The organism is Methylobacterium sp. 22177 (genome assembly GCF_052045615.1).
Taxonomy (GTDB): Bacteria; Pseudomonadota; Alphaproteobacteria; order Rhizobiales; family Beijerinckiaceae; genus Methylobacterium; species Methylobacterium radiotolerans.
The window spans coordinates 63712-78555 of record NZ_JBQEPK010000018.1 but is presented as its reverse complement, the minus strand read 5'-3'; the positions used below and the strand labels follow the sequence as shown (position 1 = coordinate 78555).

General features: G+C 71.7%; 15 protein-coding genes. 4 read left to right on the top strand and 11 right to left on the bottom strand.

Annotation, left to right across the window (positions count from 1 at the left end):
• Positions 1–32: 32 nt before the first annotated feature.
• Together ACTJK8_RS17360 and ACTJK8_RS17355 are read right to left on the bottom strand one after the other, a co-directional pair.
• Positions 33–266, bottom strand: coding sequence for a tautomerase family protein (locus tag ACTJK8_RS17360; RefSeq protein WP_053620985.1), 234 nt, complete (start codon positions 264–266; stop codon positions 33–35).
• 59 nt (positions 267–325) lie between these two features.
• Positions 326–1096, bottom strand: coding sequence for an SDR family oxidoreductase (locus tag ACTJK8_RS17355; protein WP_012329602.1), 771 nt, complete (start codon positions 1094–1096; stop codon positions 326–328).
• Between the two features lie 102 nt (positions 1097–1198).
• On the opposite strand from ACTJK8_RS17355, the gene ACTJK8_RS17350 reads away from it, so the two are divergent.
• From ACTJK8_RS17350 to ACTJK8_RS17340, 3 genes are all read left to right on the top strand, one after another.
• A complete protein-coding gene (locus tag ACTJK8_RS17350; protein ID WP_012329601.1) occupies positions 1199–1648 on the top strand; it encodes a winged helix-turn-helix transcriptional regulator in 450 nt (149 codons plus the stop codon).
• Positions 1649–1898: 250 nt separating this feature from the next.
• Entirely contained in the window at positions 1899–3212 is a 1314-nt protein-coding gene (locus ACTJK8_RS17345) for an MFS transporter (protein ID WP_440762284.1), read from the top strand.
• 740 nt (positions 3213–3952) lie between these two features.
• Positions 3953–4864 carry a hypothetical protein gene (locus tag ACTJK8_RS17340; protein ID WP_440762283.1) on the top strand — a complete coding sequence of 304 codons (912 nt, stop codon included), beginning with the start codon at positions 3953–3955 and terminating at the stop codon, positions 4862–4864.
• A gap of 68 nt (positions 4865–4932) precedes the next feature.
• Here the strand turns inward: ACTJK8_RS17340 and ACTJK8_RS17335 are convergent, their stop codons facing one another.
• The 9 genes from ACTJK8_RS17335 to ACTJK8_RS17295 all read right to left on the bottom strand — a co-directional run bounded on the left by ACTJK8_RS17335 (position 4933) and on the right by ACTJK8_RS17295 (position 14053).
• Positions 4933–5409 carry an SRPBCC family protein gene (locus ACTJK8_RS17335; RefSeq protein ID WP_024827351.1) on the bottom strand — a complete coding sequence of 159 codons (477 nt, stop codon included), beginning with the start codon at positions 5407–5409 and terminating at the stop codon, positions 4933–4935.
• A gap of 45 nt (positions 5410–5454) precedes the next feature.
• Entirely contained in the window at positions 5455–6207 is a 753-nt protein-coding gene (locus tag ACTJK8_RS17330; RefSeq protein WP_012329597.1) for an ABC transporter ATP-binding protein, read from the bottom strand.
• Positions 6204–7022, bottom strand: a complete 819-nt coding sequence (locus ACTJK8_RS17325) for an ABC transporter ATP-binding protein (RefSeq protein WP_440762282.1) — start codon at positions 7020–7022, stop codon at positions 6204–6206. The genes ACTJK8_RS17330 and ACTJK8_RS17325 overlap by 4 nt, the downstream gene beginning before the upstream one ends.
• Positions 7016–8044, bottom strand: coding sequence for a branched-chain amino acid ABC transporter permease (locus ACTJK8_RS17320; RefSeq protein ID WP_012329595.1), 1029 nt, complete (start codon positions 8042–8044; stop codon positions 7016–7018). The genes ACTJK8_RS17325 and ACTJK8_RS17320 overlap by 7 nt, the downstream gene beginning before the upstream one ends.
• Positions 8041–8940 (bottom strand): branched-chain amino acid ABC transporter permease, encoded by a 900-nt coding sequence (locus ACTJK8_RS17315; RefSeq protein WP_012329594.1) that lies wholly within the window; start codon positions 8938–8940, stop codon positions 8041–8043. The genes ACTJK8_RS17320 and ACTJK8_RS17315 overlap by 4 nt, the downstream gene beginning before the upstream one ends.
• A gap of 34 nt (positions 8941–8974) precedes the next feature.
• Complete coding sequence (locus ACTJK8_RS17310) at positions 8975–10210, bottom strand: ABC transporter substrate-binding protein (RefSeq protein ID WP_043074734.1); 1236 nt, start codon at positions 10208–10210, stop codon at positions 8975–8977.
• A gap of 72 nt (positions 10211–10282) precedes the next feature.
• The gene (locus ACTJK8_RS17305) at positions 10283–12667 is read right to left on the bottom strand and encodes a xanthine dehydrogenase family protein molybdopterin-binding subunit (protein ID WP_440762281.1); all 2385 of its coding nucleotides are present in this window, start codon (positions 12665–12667) and stop codon (positions 10283–10285) included.
• Positions 12664–13191 (bottom strand): (2Fe-2S)-binding protein, encoded by a 528-nt coding sequence (locus ACTJK8_RS17300; protein ID WP_058608080.1) that lies wholly within the window; start codon positions 13189–13191, stop codon positions 12664–12666. The genes ACTJK8_RS17305 and ACTJK8_RS17300 overlap by 4 nt, the downstream gene beginning before the upstream one ends.
• Positions 13181–14053: an FAD binding domain-containing protein gene (locus ACTJK8_RS17295; RefSeq protein ID WP_024827357.1), complete on the bottom strand. Its 873-nt coding sequence runs from the start codon at positions 14051–14053 to the stop codon at positions 13181–13183. The genes ACTJK8_RS17300 and ACTJK8_RS17295 overlap by 11 nt, the downstream gene beginning before the upstream one ends.
• A 133-nt stretch (positions 14054–14186) precedes the next feature.
• On the opposite strand from ACTJK8_RS17295, the gene ACTJK8_RS17290 reads away from it, so the two are divergent.
• Positions 14187–14843 carry a TetR/AcrR family transcriptional regulator gene (locus ACTJK8_RS17290; protein ID WP_244633154.1) on the top strand — a complete coding sequence of 219 codons (657 nt, stop codon included), beginning with the start codon at positions 14187–14189 and terminating at the stop codon, positions 14841–14843.
• Position 14844 lies beyond the last annotated feature (1 nt).

Here is a 14844-nt window from a genome sequence, read left to right as displayed (position 1 = left end):
GAAGATCTCACTCGCGCCGAGGCTCGGATCCGTCAGCGTGAACCCGGCTCCTGCTGCGCCTGCAGGCGTCGCAGGGCCGCGAGGTCGAACACCGCGTCCCCGCGACCGTAGCCGCCGTCGACGACCTCATCGACCAGGACCATGGTGTGCGGTCGCGCGGCCTCTCCGAAGTAGGAGACCAGCAGATCCGTCGCGCGGTGAACCAGATCCGCCTTCTGCGCACCGGTCATCATGCCCTGCGGGATCTTGAAATTGGCGAACGGCATCGATCTTCTCCAGGTTGGGTCGACAGAGCACTGACCGCGCCCGCGCGACGGCGCGGGCCTCACCGCTGCGCTGCGCGGGCCGCGCGGGCGGCCTCGTTCAAGGTCGCGACGGCCGCGTCGAAGCGGTGTTCGGCCTCGGCGTTGCGCTGGAAGGCGACGCGCTGCACCAGGATCTCGCGCGGCGTGGGCTGCTGCTGGAACAGGACCATGACCTCGTCGATGAAGTCGGCCAGCGGCAGGTAGCCCGCGCGCGTGGCCTGGCCGGGCGTCAGATCCGTCTGCACCGCCGGGGGCACGAGCTCGATCACCTCGACCTTGCCCTTCAGAACCTCGCGCAGCGAGACCGTGTAGCTGTGGATCGCCGCCTTCGTCGCCGAGTAGGTCGGCGTCGTCGTCAGGGGCACGAAGGCCAGCCCGGACGACACGTTGATCAGCGCCGCGTCCGGGCGCGTGACCAGATGCGCGACGAGCGCGTCCGTCAGGCGGATCGGGCCGAGCAGGTTGGTGGTGATCGTCGCCTCCGCATCGGAGAGGTCGCGGGCCCGATCCAGCGCCTCGAGGCGCATGATCCCGGCGTTGTTGATCACCACGTTCAGGGTCGGGTGCTCGGCGATGATCCGCTCGGCGAACGCCGCGATGTCGCCGGCCTCCGCGATGTCGAGCGGCATCGCGTGCATGCCCGGCCGGCCGGCCGTGACCCGGTCCAGGGCCTCGACCCGACGACCGGCGACGATGACAGTGTTGCCCAGGTCGTGGAAGCGCTGCGCCAGCGCCGCTCCGATCCCGGATCCGCCGCCGGTGATGAGAACCGTGTTGCCTGAAGTCTTCATGGTGGCGACCCTCGTTGTTGCCGCCGCAGAGGGTATGGCCCACACTCTCCAGCCTGAAGTAGGCACCGAAAAGATTTGTACTTACCGAAAGGAGAGTGTCGGATGCGCCGGTCCAATCCTGACCCCGCGATCGAGGCGAAGCGGCGCGGCCCGGTCCCGCAGGACGCCGATCCGGCGATCGAGGCCCTGGTGAACGACATCATCGGTCAGGTGGCCGACAAGTGGACCATGCTGATCCTCGAAGCCCTGGAGGAGCACGGCACCCTCCGGTTCACGCAGCTCGGCAAGGCCGTCGGTCGGATCAGCCAGAAGATGCTGACGCAGACCGTCCGGCAGATGGAGCGGGACGGTCTCGTCCGGCGGACGGTCCACCCGGTGATCCCGCCGCGCGTGGACTACGCGCTGACCCCGCTCGGCCGGAGCTTGGGAGCCGCGTTCTGCGGCGTGTGGATCTGGGCCGAGACGCACCACGCCGAGATCGAGCGGTCCCGTCGCGCGTTCGCGGCGGCGGCCGACGCTGCGGACCTGCCCGCCGGCCCCGGGCCATCGTGACGGCCGAGGCTGTCCCGATCGCGGTCTGGCCGGGATAGGCGCATCAGAGCCCGGTTCGGCGAACGGGCCTTCCGCGGCGCGGGCGCCGATCGCCTGTTCGCCGCCAGCATTTTCCCTGTCGGTCCGCGGGGCGTTATCCCTCTTTATCTATTGTCTCGCCAAGATCGGCGTTTCAGTCTAGCTTCAAGACTGATTTCGGCGGAAGGGCGGGCGGATCATGCATTTCACCCCTCCGTACGGTGAGCCGCCTGTGCCGATCAGTTCCGGGGCGATCGGCGACGGCCCGAAAACCCCCAGCACGGCGCGGCGTCGCTCCGTGGTCGCCGGCGCCATCGGCAACGCGCTCGAATGGTACGATTTCGCCACCTACGGGTACTTCAGCGCCGTCATCGGCCGGAACTTCTTCCCGTCCGCTAGTCCCACGACGTCGCTGCTCTCGGCCTTCGCGGTCTTCGCCGCGGCCTTCTTCATGCGTCCGATCGGCGGCATCGTGTTCGGTCACATCGGCGACCGCTACGGGCGGAAGAGGGCACTCCTGCTGTCGGCGGGCCTCATGGCGGTCTCGACCTTCCTGATGGGCTGCCTGCCGACCTACGCGTCCGCCGGGCTCCTCGCGCCGGTCCTGCTCGTGCTGCTGCGCCTCGGCCAGGGCCTCTCGGTGGGCGGCGAGTACACCTCCTCGGCCATCTTCCTGTCCGAGACCGCGGCCCCCGCGCGCCGCGGGCTGGCCGGCAGCCTCGCCTGCATCGGGGCCGCCGGCGGGATCCTGCTCGGCTCCATTTCCGGGACGCTCGTCACCGGGCTGCTCACCCCCGAGGACGTGCATCTGTGGGGCTGGCGCCTGCCGTTCCTGTTCGGGATCGTGCTCGGCGTCTTCATCTTCGCCCTGCGCCGGCACATCGACGACGCGCACGCCGAGACCGTGTTGCGCGAAGATCAGGCGCCGGCGGACCGGCGCTCACCGCTGCGCATGGCCGTCGAGATCGACGGCGCCGCCATGCTGCGCGCCTTCGCGATGAATCTCGGCCTGGCCTGCGGCTTCTACGTGGTGTTCGTCTACCTCGTGACCTTCCTGCATACCGTGTCGGGTCTCCCGCAACACACGGCGTTTCTCATCAACACCCTTGCCATGGTGGTTCAAGCCGCGTGCATCCCGATCGCCGGAGCCCTGTCCGACCGCTTCGGACGCAAGCGCGTTCTGGTCCTGACCGGGGCGGGCCTGACGATCCTGTCGTGGCCGCTGTTCATGCTGCTAACCACCGGCGACACGCTCCTGATCGTCCTGAGCCAGGTCGCGTTCGCGATCCTGATCGCCGGCAACGCCGCCGTGGTGCCGACCGCGTTCGTCGAGATGTTCCAGCACCGCTCGCGCTGCACGGCGCTGGCGATCAGCTTCAACGCCTCGATGGCGCTGGTCGGGGGCACCGCCCCGATGGCCGCGACCTGGATCGTCCACCACCTGGCATGGCCTACGGGGCCGGGTCTCTACGTGGCCGTGCTGTCGGCCATCTCGCTCGCCGCGATCCTGACGATGCGCGATCGGACCGGAGAATCGCTCGCGTGAGATGATGTCCGGCACGGACTCGGGACGAGGCGCTGCGGCCCACGTCACGGTCCGGTCGTGCGTGTCCGCCCGCGCCCGACGACGGTCGATCCCCGGCACCCGGAGGTGGCGGATCGCATCTGACCGAGACGATCCGACCGCGGTCCTCCGACAGATCTCCGGCCTCGTGCAGCCGCGCCCGGTCGACGAGCCCGACGTTGCGGCTGCGTGCCCGGAGCCCATCCGGCGGGCACGCCCGTCACGGCTCTCCCCGAACCGCCTTCGTCGATCGTCGCTCGCCGCGAGGGAGCCGGGCATCCGATGGGCGCGATCCGGGCGGCACGGTCAATAGGTCACCCTCCCTAGTGGAGGCCGAGAGCCGCCCTGCTAGACTCGAGAGATCGACACGGCAGAGACCCTGTACAGGGACGATCAGGCGAACACGGCAGACACCTCTTCTTGCCCGTCGCGATCGTCGACTTGGCCGATGAACGCGCGGCGCATCCGAGGGACCCGAAGGCATGGGATTCATCTTGACCCGAACGCTCCGGCACACAGTTTCATCGCGCCTCGTCGCCGTCTCGGTCTCGGCCCTGATGATCGTGCCGGCGGCGCGGGCGGCCGGCAATCTGGAGGCGGCTCTCCGCACGGTACCGGATTCCGCCCTCGCGACGTCCGATCCGATGCCGATCGTCTTCCTGGACGTCCGAGCGCTGTCCGAGGCGGCCGGCGGCGCGTTGAGCGATGCCGCCCTGCGGCGCATGGCCTTCCACGAGAGCATTCGCCCGCTGAACGTGCTCAGCTATGGCGGCGCGCGGACATGGACCGAGACCGCCGGCATCCCGTTCGACGACATTTCCTATTTCGCAGCCTTCGGCCAGCCTCCGGCGCGCGTGAGCTACTGGGGACTGGCGACGAAGGCGGCGGCAGACAACCTGATCGGCAAGCTACAGGACAGGACCTTCCGACCGGTCACGACCGCACCGCGCATTCTCGCCAACGGTGAGCCGCGCGCCGTGAGTCTGAGGAATCGGCAGCCGACCAATCCCTGGTCCGGACCCATGGGCGAGACCAGCGCGGTGCTGGCGATCGATCGGGTCGTCGCCCAGGCGTCCGCGGCCGCGGATCTGGAGAACCTCACCGGGGTCGGACGGAGCGCGGCGGATCACGGGGCGGTCGCCACGGCGCTGGCGGGCATGGCCACCGCGGATGACCGCGACCCGGGCGCGATCGTCCAAGCGGCCGTCGTCACGCCGCTGATGGGCACGCCCCCCGGCGATCCTGCCGCCGTCCTGTCGGCCCCGACCGAGATGGCCGCCAAGGCGAAGGCGGTCGACGACCGGCGCGAACAAGATCCGGACGGCGTCCCGGCCTATGCCGGCGGTCTCGTGGCCGACTACCAGGGCAAGGCGGGCCCGGCGCTCCTCGTGTCCCTTGCCTATCCCGATTGCCGGACGGCCGGCAGGGCCGTCACGGCGCTGAAGGCGCGGTGGCAAGCCGGCATGGCGCCCGCGGCCTCGCTCGACGGCCGCACGGTCGAGAGCCCGCGGCGCGGCTGTGCCGCCGTCCTTCGCGTCGCTCAGGCACAGGGCGCGAAGCCCCCGTTCGCAGCGTTCATTGAGACGTACAGGCAGCGCGGGTTCAATGTGCTGCAGATCGGAACGCAGCGATGACCGGACTTCGGCGAGCCGGCCCCGCGCGCGACCGCCCCAGCCGCCGCGGTTGAGGCGCGGCGGCCGGCCTAGGCCTCGGCCGCCCTCGATGCGGCCGGGTCGCCGGCCGCCCCGAGTTCGGCGGCGAACTTGCCGAAGAACTCGTCGGCGAGCTTGCGCGCGGTCGCCTGCATGAGCCGGCCGCCCAGCGTCGCGATCTTGCCGCCGACCTCGGCCTTGGCGGTGTAGCTCAGGAGCGTCTCGCCGCCCTCGGCCGCGAGGCTGACCGCGGCGCGGCCCTTGGCGAAGCCCGCCATGCCGCCGTTGCCCTGGCCGACGAGGCTGTAGCCCTCGGGGGGACGCAAGTCCTCCAGGCGGACCGTGCCCGTGAAGGTCGCCGAGACCGGCCCGATCTTCAGGGCGACCCTGGCGGTCATCTCCTCCGGGGAGACCTGCACCAGCTCCTTGCAGCCCGGGATGCAGCGGGCGAGCACGTCCGGATCGTTCAGCGCCGCCCAGACGGCCTCCCGCGCGACCGGGATCCGATACGCGCCAGCGATGTCCATCCTGGTCTCCTCCTGATGCAGTGCCCGCTCGGCCGGCGCGGGCGCTCAGACCGCGCAGTAGCGCGCCTGGATCTCGGGATCGTCCCGCAGAGCGGCCGCGGGGGCGTGGTAGACGACGGCGCCGCCGTCGACGATGTAGACGCGGTCGGAGACGTCGAGGGCGAGCTCGACGTTCTGCTCCACGAGCAGGATCGTGGTGCCGGCCCGCTTCATCGCGACGAACTGCGCGAACATCTCCTCGACGAGGATCGGCATGATCCCCTCGGAGGGCTCGTCGAGGAGCACCATCACGGGCTCGGCCATGAGCGCCCGGGCGATGGCGAGCATCTGCTGCTCGCCGCCCGACATCGTGACCGCCTCCTGCTTCAGGCGCTGCTTGAGCCGCGGGAAGGTCTCGGCGATGACCTCGATCCGCCGCGCCTCGTCGCGGCGCGTCGCGCGCGCGCCTCTGGCGGCCAGGATGCCGAGGCGCAGGTTCTCCTCCACGGTCAGCCCCGGCACGATGCGCCGCTCCTCCGGCACGTAGGCGAGGCCCCGGTGGAAGCGCTCGTGGGGCGGCCGGTCGAGGATCTCGGCCCCCGCGAAGGTGACGCGGCCCGCGCGCTTCGCCACGAGACCCATGATCGCCTTCAGCGTGGTGGTCTTACCGGCGCCGTTGCGGCCGACCAGCGTGACGATCTCGCCGGGACGCACCTCCAGCGAGAGGCCCTGGAGAATGTGGGAATGGCCGTACCACGCCCGCAGGTTCTCGACCGCCAGGAGCGGCTGGGCGGCGTCGCGCTGCGGGGCGGCGCTCATGCGGTCTTGCCCGCCGTGTTGCCCAGGTAGACGCGGCGCACCTCGGGATGCGCGCGGATGTCGTCGGGGCTGCCCTCGGCCAGGAGTTGGCCCTGGTGCAGGACGACGAGGCGGCGGCACAGGCCCATGACGAGCTTCATCTTGTGCTCGACGAGGATCAGGGTCCGGGTCTCGGCGAGGCGCTGCACGAGGTCCATCATCTCCCGCGTCTCCTCGGGGCTCATCCCGGCGGTCGGCTCGTCGAGCAGGAGGAGGCGCGGCTCGGCGGCGAGCGCCACCGCGATCTCCAGGGCCCGCTGCTCGCCGTGGGCGAGTTCCCGGGCGAGGCGGTCCATCCGGACGCCGAGCCCGACCTCGCCCAGCAGCGCCTCGGCCCGCTCCGTCAGCTCGGGGTAGGCCGCGCGGTCGCGGAAGAACGCGAAGCGGACGCGCCGCGCCTGGGCGGCCACCCGCACGTTCTCGCGCACCGTGAGGTGCGGGAAGACGTTGGTGATCTGGAACGACTTGGCGATGCCCATCCGGGCGAAGGCGTGCGGGGCCGCGCCGGTGATGTCGCGCCCGCGGAACAGCACGCGGCCCTCGCTCGGCGGGACGGCGCCGGAGATCAGGTTGAAGAAGGTCGACTTGCCCGCACCGTTCGGCCCGATGATCGCCGTGATGCCACCCTCCGGGAACGCGACGGTCACGTCGGACAGGGCACGGAAATGCCCGAACCGTTTGCCGAGCCTCTCCGCGGCGAGGATCGGCGGCGCCGCACTGGGCGCCGCACCCGTCGCCGCACCGGGCGCGGCGACGGCCGGGGCGGCGCTCACCATCCGGCCCTCCTCAGGCGCGCCAGCACCTCGCCCCAGATACCGAGCGGCAGGAACAGCACGAAGGCGATGAAGATGGCGCCGACGAAGAGCTGCCAGTGGCTCGTGACGGTGGCGAGCCCGTCCTGCAGGAGCGCGTAGGTCGCGGCCCCCACGAACGGACCGAAGAAGGTCCCCATGCCGCCGAGCAGCGCCATCATCACCGCCTGCCCGGAGGTCGAATAGTGCATCGTCTCGATCGGTACGATCGAGAGGTGGATCGCCTGAAGACCGCCCGCGAGACCGCACAGGGCCCCGGAGATCACGAAGGCCACGAGCTTCATGCGGCGCACGTCGTAGCCGCAGGCCTGCGCCCGGCCCTCGTTCTCGCGGATCGCCTCGAGGGCGGCCCCGAACGGCGAGGACAGGAGGCGCGAGAACAGCCAGACCGCGACCCCGACCACCGCCAGCGCGGCGTAGTACTTCACCACCGGGTCGAGGAGATTGAGGCTGAAGCCCGGGAGGGCCAGCGCCGGCACGTTGATACCGCGCAGGCCGTTCTCGCCGCCGGTGAAGGCTTCCGCCTGGTAGAAGGCGTAGTAGACGCACATCGACAGCGCCAGCGTCGTCATCGCGAAGTAGATGCCGCGGGTGCGGATCGCGAGCACGCCCATGGCGGCGGCGATCCCGGTGGCGAGCAGCGTGCCGGCGGCGAGGCCCAGGACCGGGTGCAGCCCGTACCGGACGATGGCGATGCCGCAGCCGTAGGCGCCGCCGCCCAGGAAGGCGGCGTGGCCGAAGGACAGGAGCCCGGTATAGCCGAACAGCAGGTTGAACCCGAGGGCGTAGAGGCCGAGCACCAGGATGTTCACGGCGAGCGCCTGATAGGGCGCGATCCAGGGGAACACGACGAGGAAGGCGAGCGTCAGGGCGACGCGGTGCCGGCCGCACCACGCGAGCCGTCGGCCGGTCCGGCCGGAGCCCGGCCGGGCCGTCGGCCGCGCTCCGGCCTTCGTGACGGCGGGGGCAGGGGCGCGGGCGCTCATCCGAGGGCTCCGGCCCGCCCGAGGAGGCCGCGGGGGCGCACGAGCAGCACCAGGGCCATGAGGGCGAAGATCGCCATCTTGGTCATGTCGGGGGCGACGAGCGACGTCATCGCCACCACCACGCCGACGATCAGCCCGGCGAGCACGGCGCCGGCCAGCGAGCCCATGCCGCCGACCACCGTCACCACGAAGGCTTCGGCCAGAACCGGGATCCCCATCTCGGGCGTGACGCCCTGGAGAGGCGCGGCGAGGATGCCGGCGAGCCCGGCAAGCGCGCAGCCCAGGGCGAAGACCGCGAGCCAGACCTTGGCGATCTCGATGCCGAGCACCTGCACGATCTGCGGGTCGCGGGCGCCCGCGCGGATCACGAGGCCGAAGGGCGTGCGCTCGATGAACAGCCACAGGGCGCCCACCACGGCCAGCGCGAAGCCGATCAGGAACAGGCGGTAGAGCGGGAAGTAGCCGATGCCGAGATCGACGGCGCCGCGCAGCTCGGGCGGCGCCGCGAAGGGCAGCCCGGTCAGCCCGAAGGCGATGCGCACGCTCTCGACCATGACGTAGGACAGGCCGAAGGTGAGGAGCAGCGGGTCGTCGATGCCGCGCCCGTAGAGGGGGCGCACGAGCACGCGCTCCACGGCGAGCCCGAGGAGCCCCATCGCCAGCGGCGCCGCGACGAGGCTGAGCCAGAAGCTGCCGGTGTAGCCGTAGAGGAAGACCCCGACATAGGCGCCGACCATGAAGAAGGCGCCGTGGGCGAAGTTGACCACGTTCATCAGCCCGAAGATCAGCGACAGGCCGATGCCGACGAGCACGTAGATCGCCCCGAGCGCGATGCCGGTCACGAGCTGGAGCGCGAGGAGATCGAGGGGGAAGCCGCCGATCGCGATGTCGCTCAAGGCCGCGCCCTCCCGCGGGTTCGCACGGAGCGCCTCACGCCTTGTGGCCGAGTTCGTCGCAGCCGCGCAGGAAGCGCTCGTCCGGCCCCTCCGTGCCGAGGATCGTGAAGACGTCGTCCGGGGTCTTCATGTCCTTCGACTTCGCCTCGACGATCAGGACCGACTGCACCGACTGGTGGTCGCATTTCCGGAAGCTCTGGGGCCCCTTGTAGAAATCGGCCTTCAGGGCCTCCATGGCGGCCACGACCTTGTCGGTCTCGACCGACCCGGCGGCCTTCACCCCCTCCAGCACCGAGCGGACGCCGGCATAGCCCAGCGCCCCGTAATCGGAGGGCACGGCGCCGTTGTAGGCGGCCCGGAACCGGTCGTTGAACGCCTTGGCGGAGGGCACGCTGTCCTCCAGGCGCCAGTAGTAGGAGGTGCCGCCGATCACGCCGTCGAAGGCGTCGCCGCCGGCCTTGCGCGCGGTGAACAGGAGCACCGGCGCGACGAGCTTGGTCCTGCGCTTCAGGCCGAACTCGGTGGCCTGCTGGATCGAGACCACCTGGTCCCGGCCGAAATTGCACAGGCAGAGCACGTCGGGCTTGAGCGCCGCGATGCGGGGCAGGAAGGCCGAGTAGTCGGAGGCGCCGATCGGGTGGCGGATGTCGGCGACGACCTCGATGCCGAAGGCCTCGCCGGCGCGCTTGAACCCGCGCATCATCTCGTGGCCGTAGGCGTAGTCGGCGCTGAGGAAGGCGACCCGCTTGCCCGATTTCGGGAAGACGTAGCGGCCGACCGCACCCGCGGTCATGTGCGGGTTCAGGGCCTCGTGGAAGGTCGTGCGGCCGAAATCCTTGGCCTCGTTGATCGCGTCGGACTGGCTGATCGAGTTGTAGATCACGCCCCGCTCGCGGGCGACGTTGTTGATCGAGAGCGTCACCGCCGCCGACAGGCCGCCGACCAGGACATTGACCTTGTCCTTCTCGATCAGCTCGAGGGTCCGGGTCGCGGCCTCCCCGGGATTGAGCTTGTCGTCGCGCACCAGGAGCTCGGCGTTGCGGCCCTGGAAGCCGCCGGACTCGTTGAACTCCTTGACGGCGAGCTGGGCGGCGCGGACCTGATCGTTCGCCTCGGCCCCGAAGGCGCCGGTGAGCGGTACCGGGAAGCCGATGCGGATCGGACCGTCCTGCGCGGCCGCGGCGCGCAGGAGCGCCGGGGCGGCGAGCGCCAGCGCGGATGCGGCGGCGCCGCCCTGGAGCATCCGGCGCCTGTCGAAGCCCGTTCCCATCCCTTCGTCCCTCCGTCGGCGTTTCCCCGTCGGGACCGGTCTCGTTCGTGCGGACCGGTTCCCGATATCCGTTCAGATCAGTCCCAGCGCCTCCAGCACGACCTCGGGCGTCACCGGCTGGCGCGCGACCCGGGCGTTCAGCGGCGCGAGCGCGTCGTTGATGGCGTTGACGACCGCGGCCGGCGCGCCGGCGGTGCCGGCCTCGCCCGCGCCCTTGGCGCCGATCTCGGACGACGCGGTGGCCGAGACCACGTGAGCGACCGCGATGTCGGGCATCTCGCCGGCCATCGGCACGAGGTAGTCGGCCATCGACCCGTTCAGGAGCTGGCCCTCGCTGTCGTAGAGGCAGTGCTCGAACAGGGCGCCGCCGATCCCCTGGACGATGCCGCCGCGGATCTGCTCGTCGACGAGGAGCGGATTCAGCACGGTGCCGCAATCCTCGACGCACCAGTGCTTCAGCAGCCGCACGAAGCCCGTCTCGGTGTCGACCTCGACGTAGGAGGCCTGCACGCCGTTGGTGAAGGCGAAGGGGTAATCCTTCGGCACGTAGTGGCGGGTCGCCACGAACTCCGGCTGCACGCCCGGCGGCAGCGTGTCGGGGCGGAAGTAGACGATGCGGCCGAGCTCCGCGAGCGGCATGCGCTCGGTCCCGGTGGCCGCGTCCACCACGGCGCCGTCGCGCACGTCGAGGCTCCCGGGATCGGCCTGCAGGATCGCGCCCGCCACCGCCAGGACGTTGCCGCGCAGCGCCTTGCCGGCCTGCCACGCCGCCTCGCCGCCGATGCCGGCCCCGCGCGAGGCCCAGGTCCCGCCGCCGTAGGGGGTCGCCTGCGTGTCGCCCGAGATCACCCGGACCTTGTCCATCGGCACGCCGGTGGCGGTCGCCACGATCTGCGCGATGATGCCCTCGGTGCCCTGGCCCTGCTCGGTGACGCTGACCGCCGCGACGACACCGCCCTGGGGATCGAGCCGGATCGTGCAGCCGTCCTGGGAGGAGATGCGCGCGCCGCCGACCCCGTAGAAGGCCGCCGACGGGTTGGTGATCTCGATGAAGGCCGCGAGCCCGATGCCCCGGTGGATCCCCCGCGCGCGCAGGCCCGCCTGCTCGGCCCGCAGGGCATCGTAGTCCATCATCGCCTTGAGCTTGGCGAGCGCCGCCTGGTGGGACAGCTTCTCCAGCTTGATCCCCGAGACGCCCGCGCAGGGATAGGCGTCGTCGGGGATGACGTTCCGCTCGCGCACGGCCAGGGGATCGAGCCCGAGCCGGGCGGCGCCCAGGTCGACGAGCCCCTCGGCGACCATCGTGGCGATCGGGTGGCCCACCGCCCGGTACTGGCAGGTCGGCGCCTTGTTCTGCAGCACGACCCGGGCCCGAGCCCGGTAATGCCGGTGCCGGTAGGGACCGCCGGTCAGGTTGACGACCTGGTTGGCCTCGACCGCGCTGGTGCGCGGGTAGACCGAGTAGGGCCCGATGCCCGTGAGGTCGTCCATGTCGAGGGCGAGGATGTCGCCCTCGGCCGAGAAGGCCATCCGGGCGGTGACCCGATGGTCGCGGGCGTGGATGTCGCTCTGGAAACTCTCCAGCCGGTCGGCGACGAACTTGACCGGGCGCTTCAGCATCAGCGCCAGCGCGCAGGTCGCCATCTCGTCGGGGTAGATGTGGACCTTGATCCCGAAGGAGCCGCCGACATCCTTGCAGATCACCCGCACCGCCCCTTCGGGCAGAGCGAGGTGCTTGCACAGGATGTCCTGCATCATGTGCGGCGCCTGGAAGGAATGGTGGACGGTGAGCATCCCGTCCGCCGCCGCCCAGTCCGCGAGGATCGCCCGCGGCTCCAGGCATACGCCCGTGTGCCGGCCGAACTGGAAGGTCTCCTCGACCACGACGGCGGCGTCGCGGAAGGCCGCGTCGACGTCGCCGACGTCGAGGACGCGCTCGAAGGCGAGGTTGTCGCCGAGTTCGGCGTGGATCGCCGGCGTCGCGGGATCGAGCGCCGCCTCCATGTCGACGACGGCGGGGAGCGGGTCGAACTCGACCATGATGGCGGCCAGCGCGTCCTCGGCCTCGGCCCGGCCGCGCGCGACCACGGCGCAGAACGGCTCGCCGACCCAGGTCACCCGGTCGATCGCCAGCGCGTGCTGGGGCGCCGAGCGCAGACCCTTGAAGTGGCCGAGCACGCCGACCCAGGGCGCGCACACCTCCGCCAGCTCGGCGCCGGTCACCACCGCGATCACGCCGGGCATCGCCGCGGCGTCCGCGGTCTCCAGCGCGACGATGCGGGCGTGGGCGTGGGGGCTGCGCAGGAAGGCCACGTGGCCGAGGCGGGCGACGGCCACGTCGTCCACGTAGACGCCTCGGCCCTCGAGGAGGCGCCGGGCGTTCGGCCGCGGGACCGAGCGGCCGATATAGCTGTTCGGCCGGTCGAGGAAGGTGAGGCCGCCCGGATCCGCGCTCATTCGGCGGCCTCCCGGCCTGCATTCTGGCGACCCTGCCGGCGCGCCTCGGCGGTCGCCGCGATCGCGTCGACGATGGCGTGGTAGCCGGTGCAGCGGCAGTAATTGCCCGCGATCGCCGCGCGGATCGCCGCGCGCGACGCCGCCGCGTCCGCGTCGTCCAGGAGCTCGGCGGCCGTCACCAGCATGCCGGGGGTACAGTAGCCGCATTGCAGGGCGTTGCGGGCGTGGAAGGCGTCCTGCAGGTCGCGGATGCGCCCGCTCTCGGTCAGGCCCTCCACGGTCTCGACGGTGGCGCCGTCGGCCTGGACGCCGAGCATCAGGCAGGACCGCACCGCCCGGCCGTCGACCAGGATCGTGCAGGCGCCGCACACGCCGTGCTCGCAGCCGAGATGCACGCCGGTGAGGCCGAAGGACTGGCGCAGCAGGTCGCCGAGATGCATCCGGGCGGGGACATGCGCCCGCACGGCCTCGCCGTTCAGCGTGAAGGCGACCGCGTGCGCGTGGTCGGGGCTCTCAGACGCCATCGGGGTCTCCCTCCTGCGCTCCGCCGCCGCGCATCCCGGCCGCAACGCGGCCGAGGATCACGCGGGCGAGGTGAAGCCGCGTCGCGGCCTTGGTCGTCGGGTCGTCCGGCGGGTCGAGCTCACCGGCGAGCGCCGCCTGGGCACCCGCGAGGTCGCCGGCCTCCAGGGCCGCCGCGGCGGTCCGCGCCAGGACCGGCCGATCGGCCACGCCGAAGAAGGCGAGGCGCAGGTCCGACAGGCCGCCCGCGGCCCGGCGCCCGGTCGCCGCGAGGCCGACGAGGGCGTAGTCGCCGTGGCGGCGCGACAATTCCTCGAACCCCCAGACCGCGTCGGCTCCCGGCACGGGAAACTCGATCGCCGTGACGATCTCGCCGGGCTCCAGGGCCGTCGTGTAGAGGCCGCGGAAGAACGCGTCGGCCGGGACGCGCCGCTCGGCCGCGGGGCCGCGCACCACGATCGTGGCGCCGGCGGCGAGGCAGCAGGCGGGCCACTCGGTGGCCGGGTCGGCCAGCGCCACTGAGCCGCCGATCGTGCCGCGGTTGCGGATCGCCGGATGGGCGATGTGCGGCAGGGCGGCGGCGAGCAGCGGCAGGCGATCGCGCACGATCGCCGCGGTCCCGACGTCGCGGTGGCGCGTCATGGCACCGATCCGCACAACGCCGTCGGCCTCCGAGACGCCGGTGAGTTCGGGGATCGCGTTGAGGTCGACCAGCAGCCCGGGCGCCGAGAGGCGCATGTTGAGGGCCGTGACGAGGCTCTGGCCGCCCGCGAGGGGAACGGCATCGTCCCCGTGCTCGGCGAGCAGGGCGAGCGCCGCCTCGAGCGAGGCCGGACGCGCGTAGGCGAAGTCGGGCGCCTTCAAGCCCTGGTCTCCTCCCGACGGGCTTGCCCATGACCGCCCCGATGGGACAGGCTGGAAGCCTCTATTTATCGTTCGCTCAATAGAAGGCGAAACCGAGATGGCGTCAAGCAGGCCGGCGGGCAGTGACGGTCGCGTGCCGACCGGCCGACGGCTGGCGCCCGAGGCCCGCGAGCGCCAGATCGTCGAGGGGGCGGTCGCCTACTTCGCCGAGGTCGGCCTCGACGGGCACACCCGGGAGCTCGCGCGCCGGCTGGGCATCACGCAGCCGCTGCTGTTCCGCTACTTCCCGACCAAGGCCGCGCTGATCGAGCGCATCTACGCGGAGGTCTACCTCAAGCGCTGGGATCCCGCCTGGGAGGCGACGGTGCGCGACCCCGCGCTCCCCGTCCTCGAGCGCTTCCGGCGCTTCGAGATCGACTACCAGCGCCGGATCGACGACTACGCGTGGCTGCGGATCTTCGTCTCGGCGGGCCTCAAGGGGTTCGATCTGCCGAGCCGCTACCTCGGCATGGTCCGCGCGCGCATCTTCGCGCCGCTGCTCGCCGGGATGCGCGCGGAATCGAACCTGCCGGACCCGCAGGCGCAGCCGCTCGCCGACGACGAGTTCGAGCTCCTGTTCGGCATCCACGGCGCCCTGGTCTATGTCGGCCTGCGCTCGCGGGTCTACGGCATCGACGGCACGGCGGACCGCGACGCGGTCCGGGCCGCGATGCTCGACGCGGCCCTGCCGGGGCTTCTCGCCACCCATCGCCGGGTGGTGACGGCCGCGCGACCGGCCGACGCGATCTAGA

What these genes read in the sequence shown, in the direction of transcription:
- ACTJK8_RS17360 (WP_053620985.1), bottom strand. Translation starts at nt 266, where the DNA reads ATGCCGTTCGCCAATTTCAAGATCCCGCAGGGCATGATGACCGGTGCG.
- ACTJK8_RS17355 (WP_012329602.1), bottom strand. Translation starts at nt 1,096, where the DNA reads ATGAAGACTTCAGGCAACACGGTTCTCATCACCGGCGGCGGATCCGGG.
- ACTJK8_RS17350 (WP_012329601.1), top strand. Translation starts at nt 1,199, where the DNA reads ATGCGCCGGTCCAATCCTGACCCCGCGATCGAGGCGAAGCGGCGCGGC.
- ACTJK8_RS17340 (WP_440762283.1), top strand. Translation starts at nt 3,953, where the DNA reads ATGGCCTTCCACGAGAGCATTCGCCCGCTGAACGTGCTCAGCTATGGC.
- ACTJK8_RS17335 (WP_024827351.1), bottom strand. Translation starts at nt 5,409, where the DNA reads ATGGACATCGCTGGCGCGTATCGGATCCCGGTCGCGCGGGAGGCCGTC.
- ACTJK8_RS17330 (WP_012329597.1), bottom strand. Translation starts at nt 6,207, where the DNA reads ATGAGCGCCGCCCCGCAGCGCGACGCCGCCCAGCCGCTCCTGGCGGTC.
- ACTJK8_RS17325 (WP_440762282.1), bottom strand. Translation starts at nt 7,022, where the DNA reads ATGGTGAGCGCCGCCCCGGCCGTCGCCGCGCCCGGTGCGGCGACGGGT.
- ACTJK8_RS17320 (WP_012329595.1), bottom strand. Translation starts at nt 8,044, where the DNA reads ATGAGCGCCCGCGCCCCTGCCCCCGCCGTCACGAAGGCCGGAGCGCGG.
- ACTJK8_RS17310 (WP_043074734.1), bottom strand. Translation starts at nt 10,210, where the DNA reads ATGGGAACGGGCTTCGACAGGCGCCGGATGCTCCAGGGCGGCGCCGCC.
- ACTJK8_RS17305 (WP_440762281.1), bottom strand. Translation starts at nt 12,667, where the DNA reads ATGAGCGCGGATCCGGGCGGCCTCACCTTCCTCGACCGGCCGAACAGC.
- ACTJK8_RS17300 (WP_058608080.1), bottom strand. Translation starts at nt 13,191, where the DNA reads ATGGCGTCTGAGAGCCCCGACCACGCGCACGCGGTCGCCTTCACGCTG.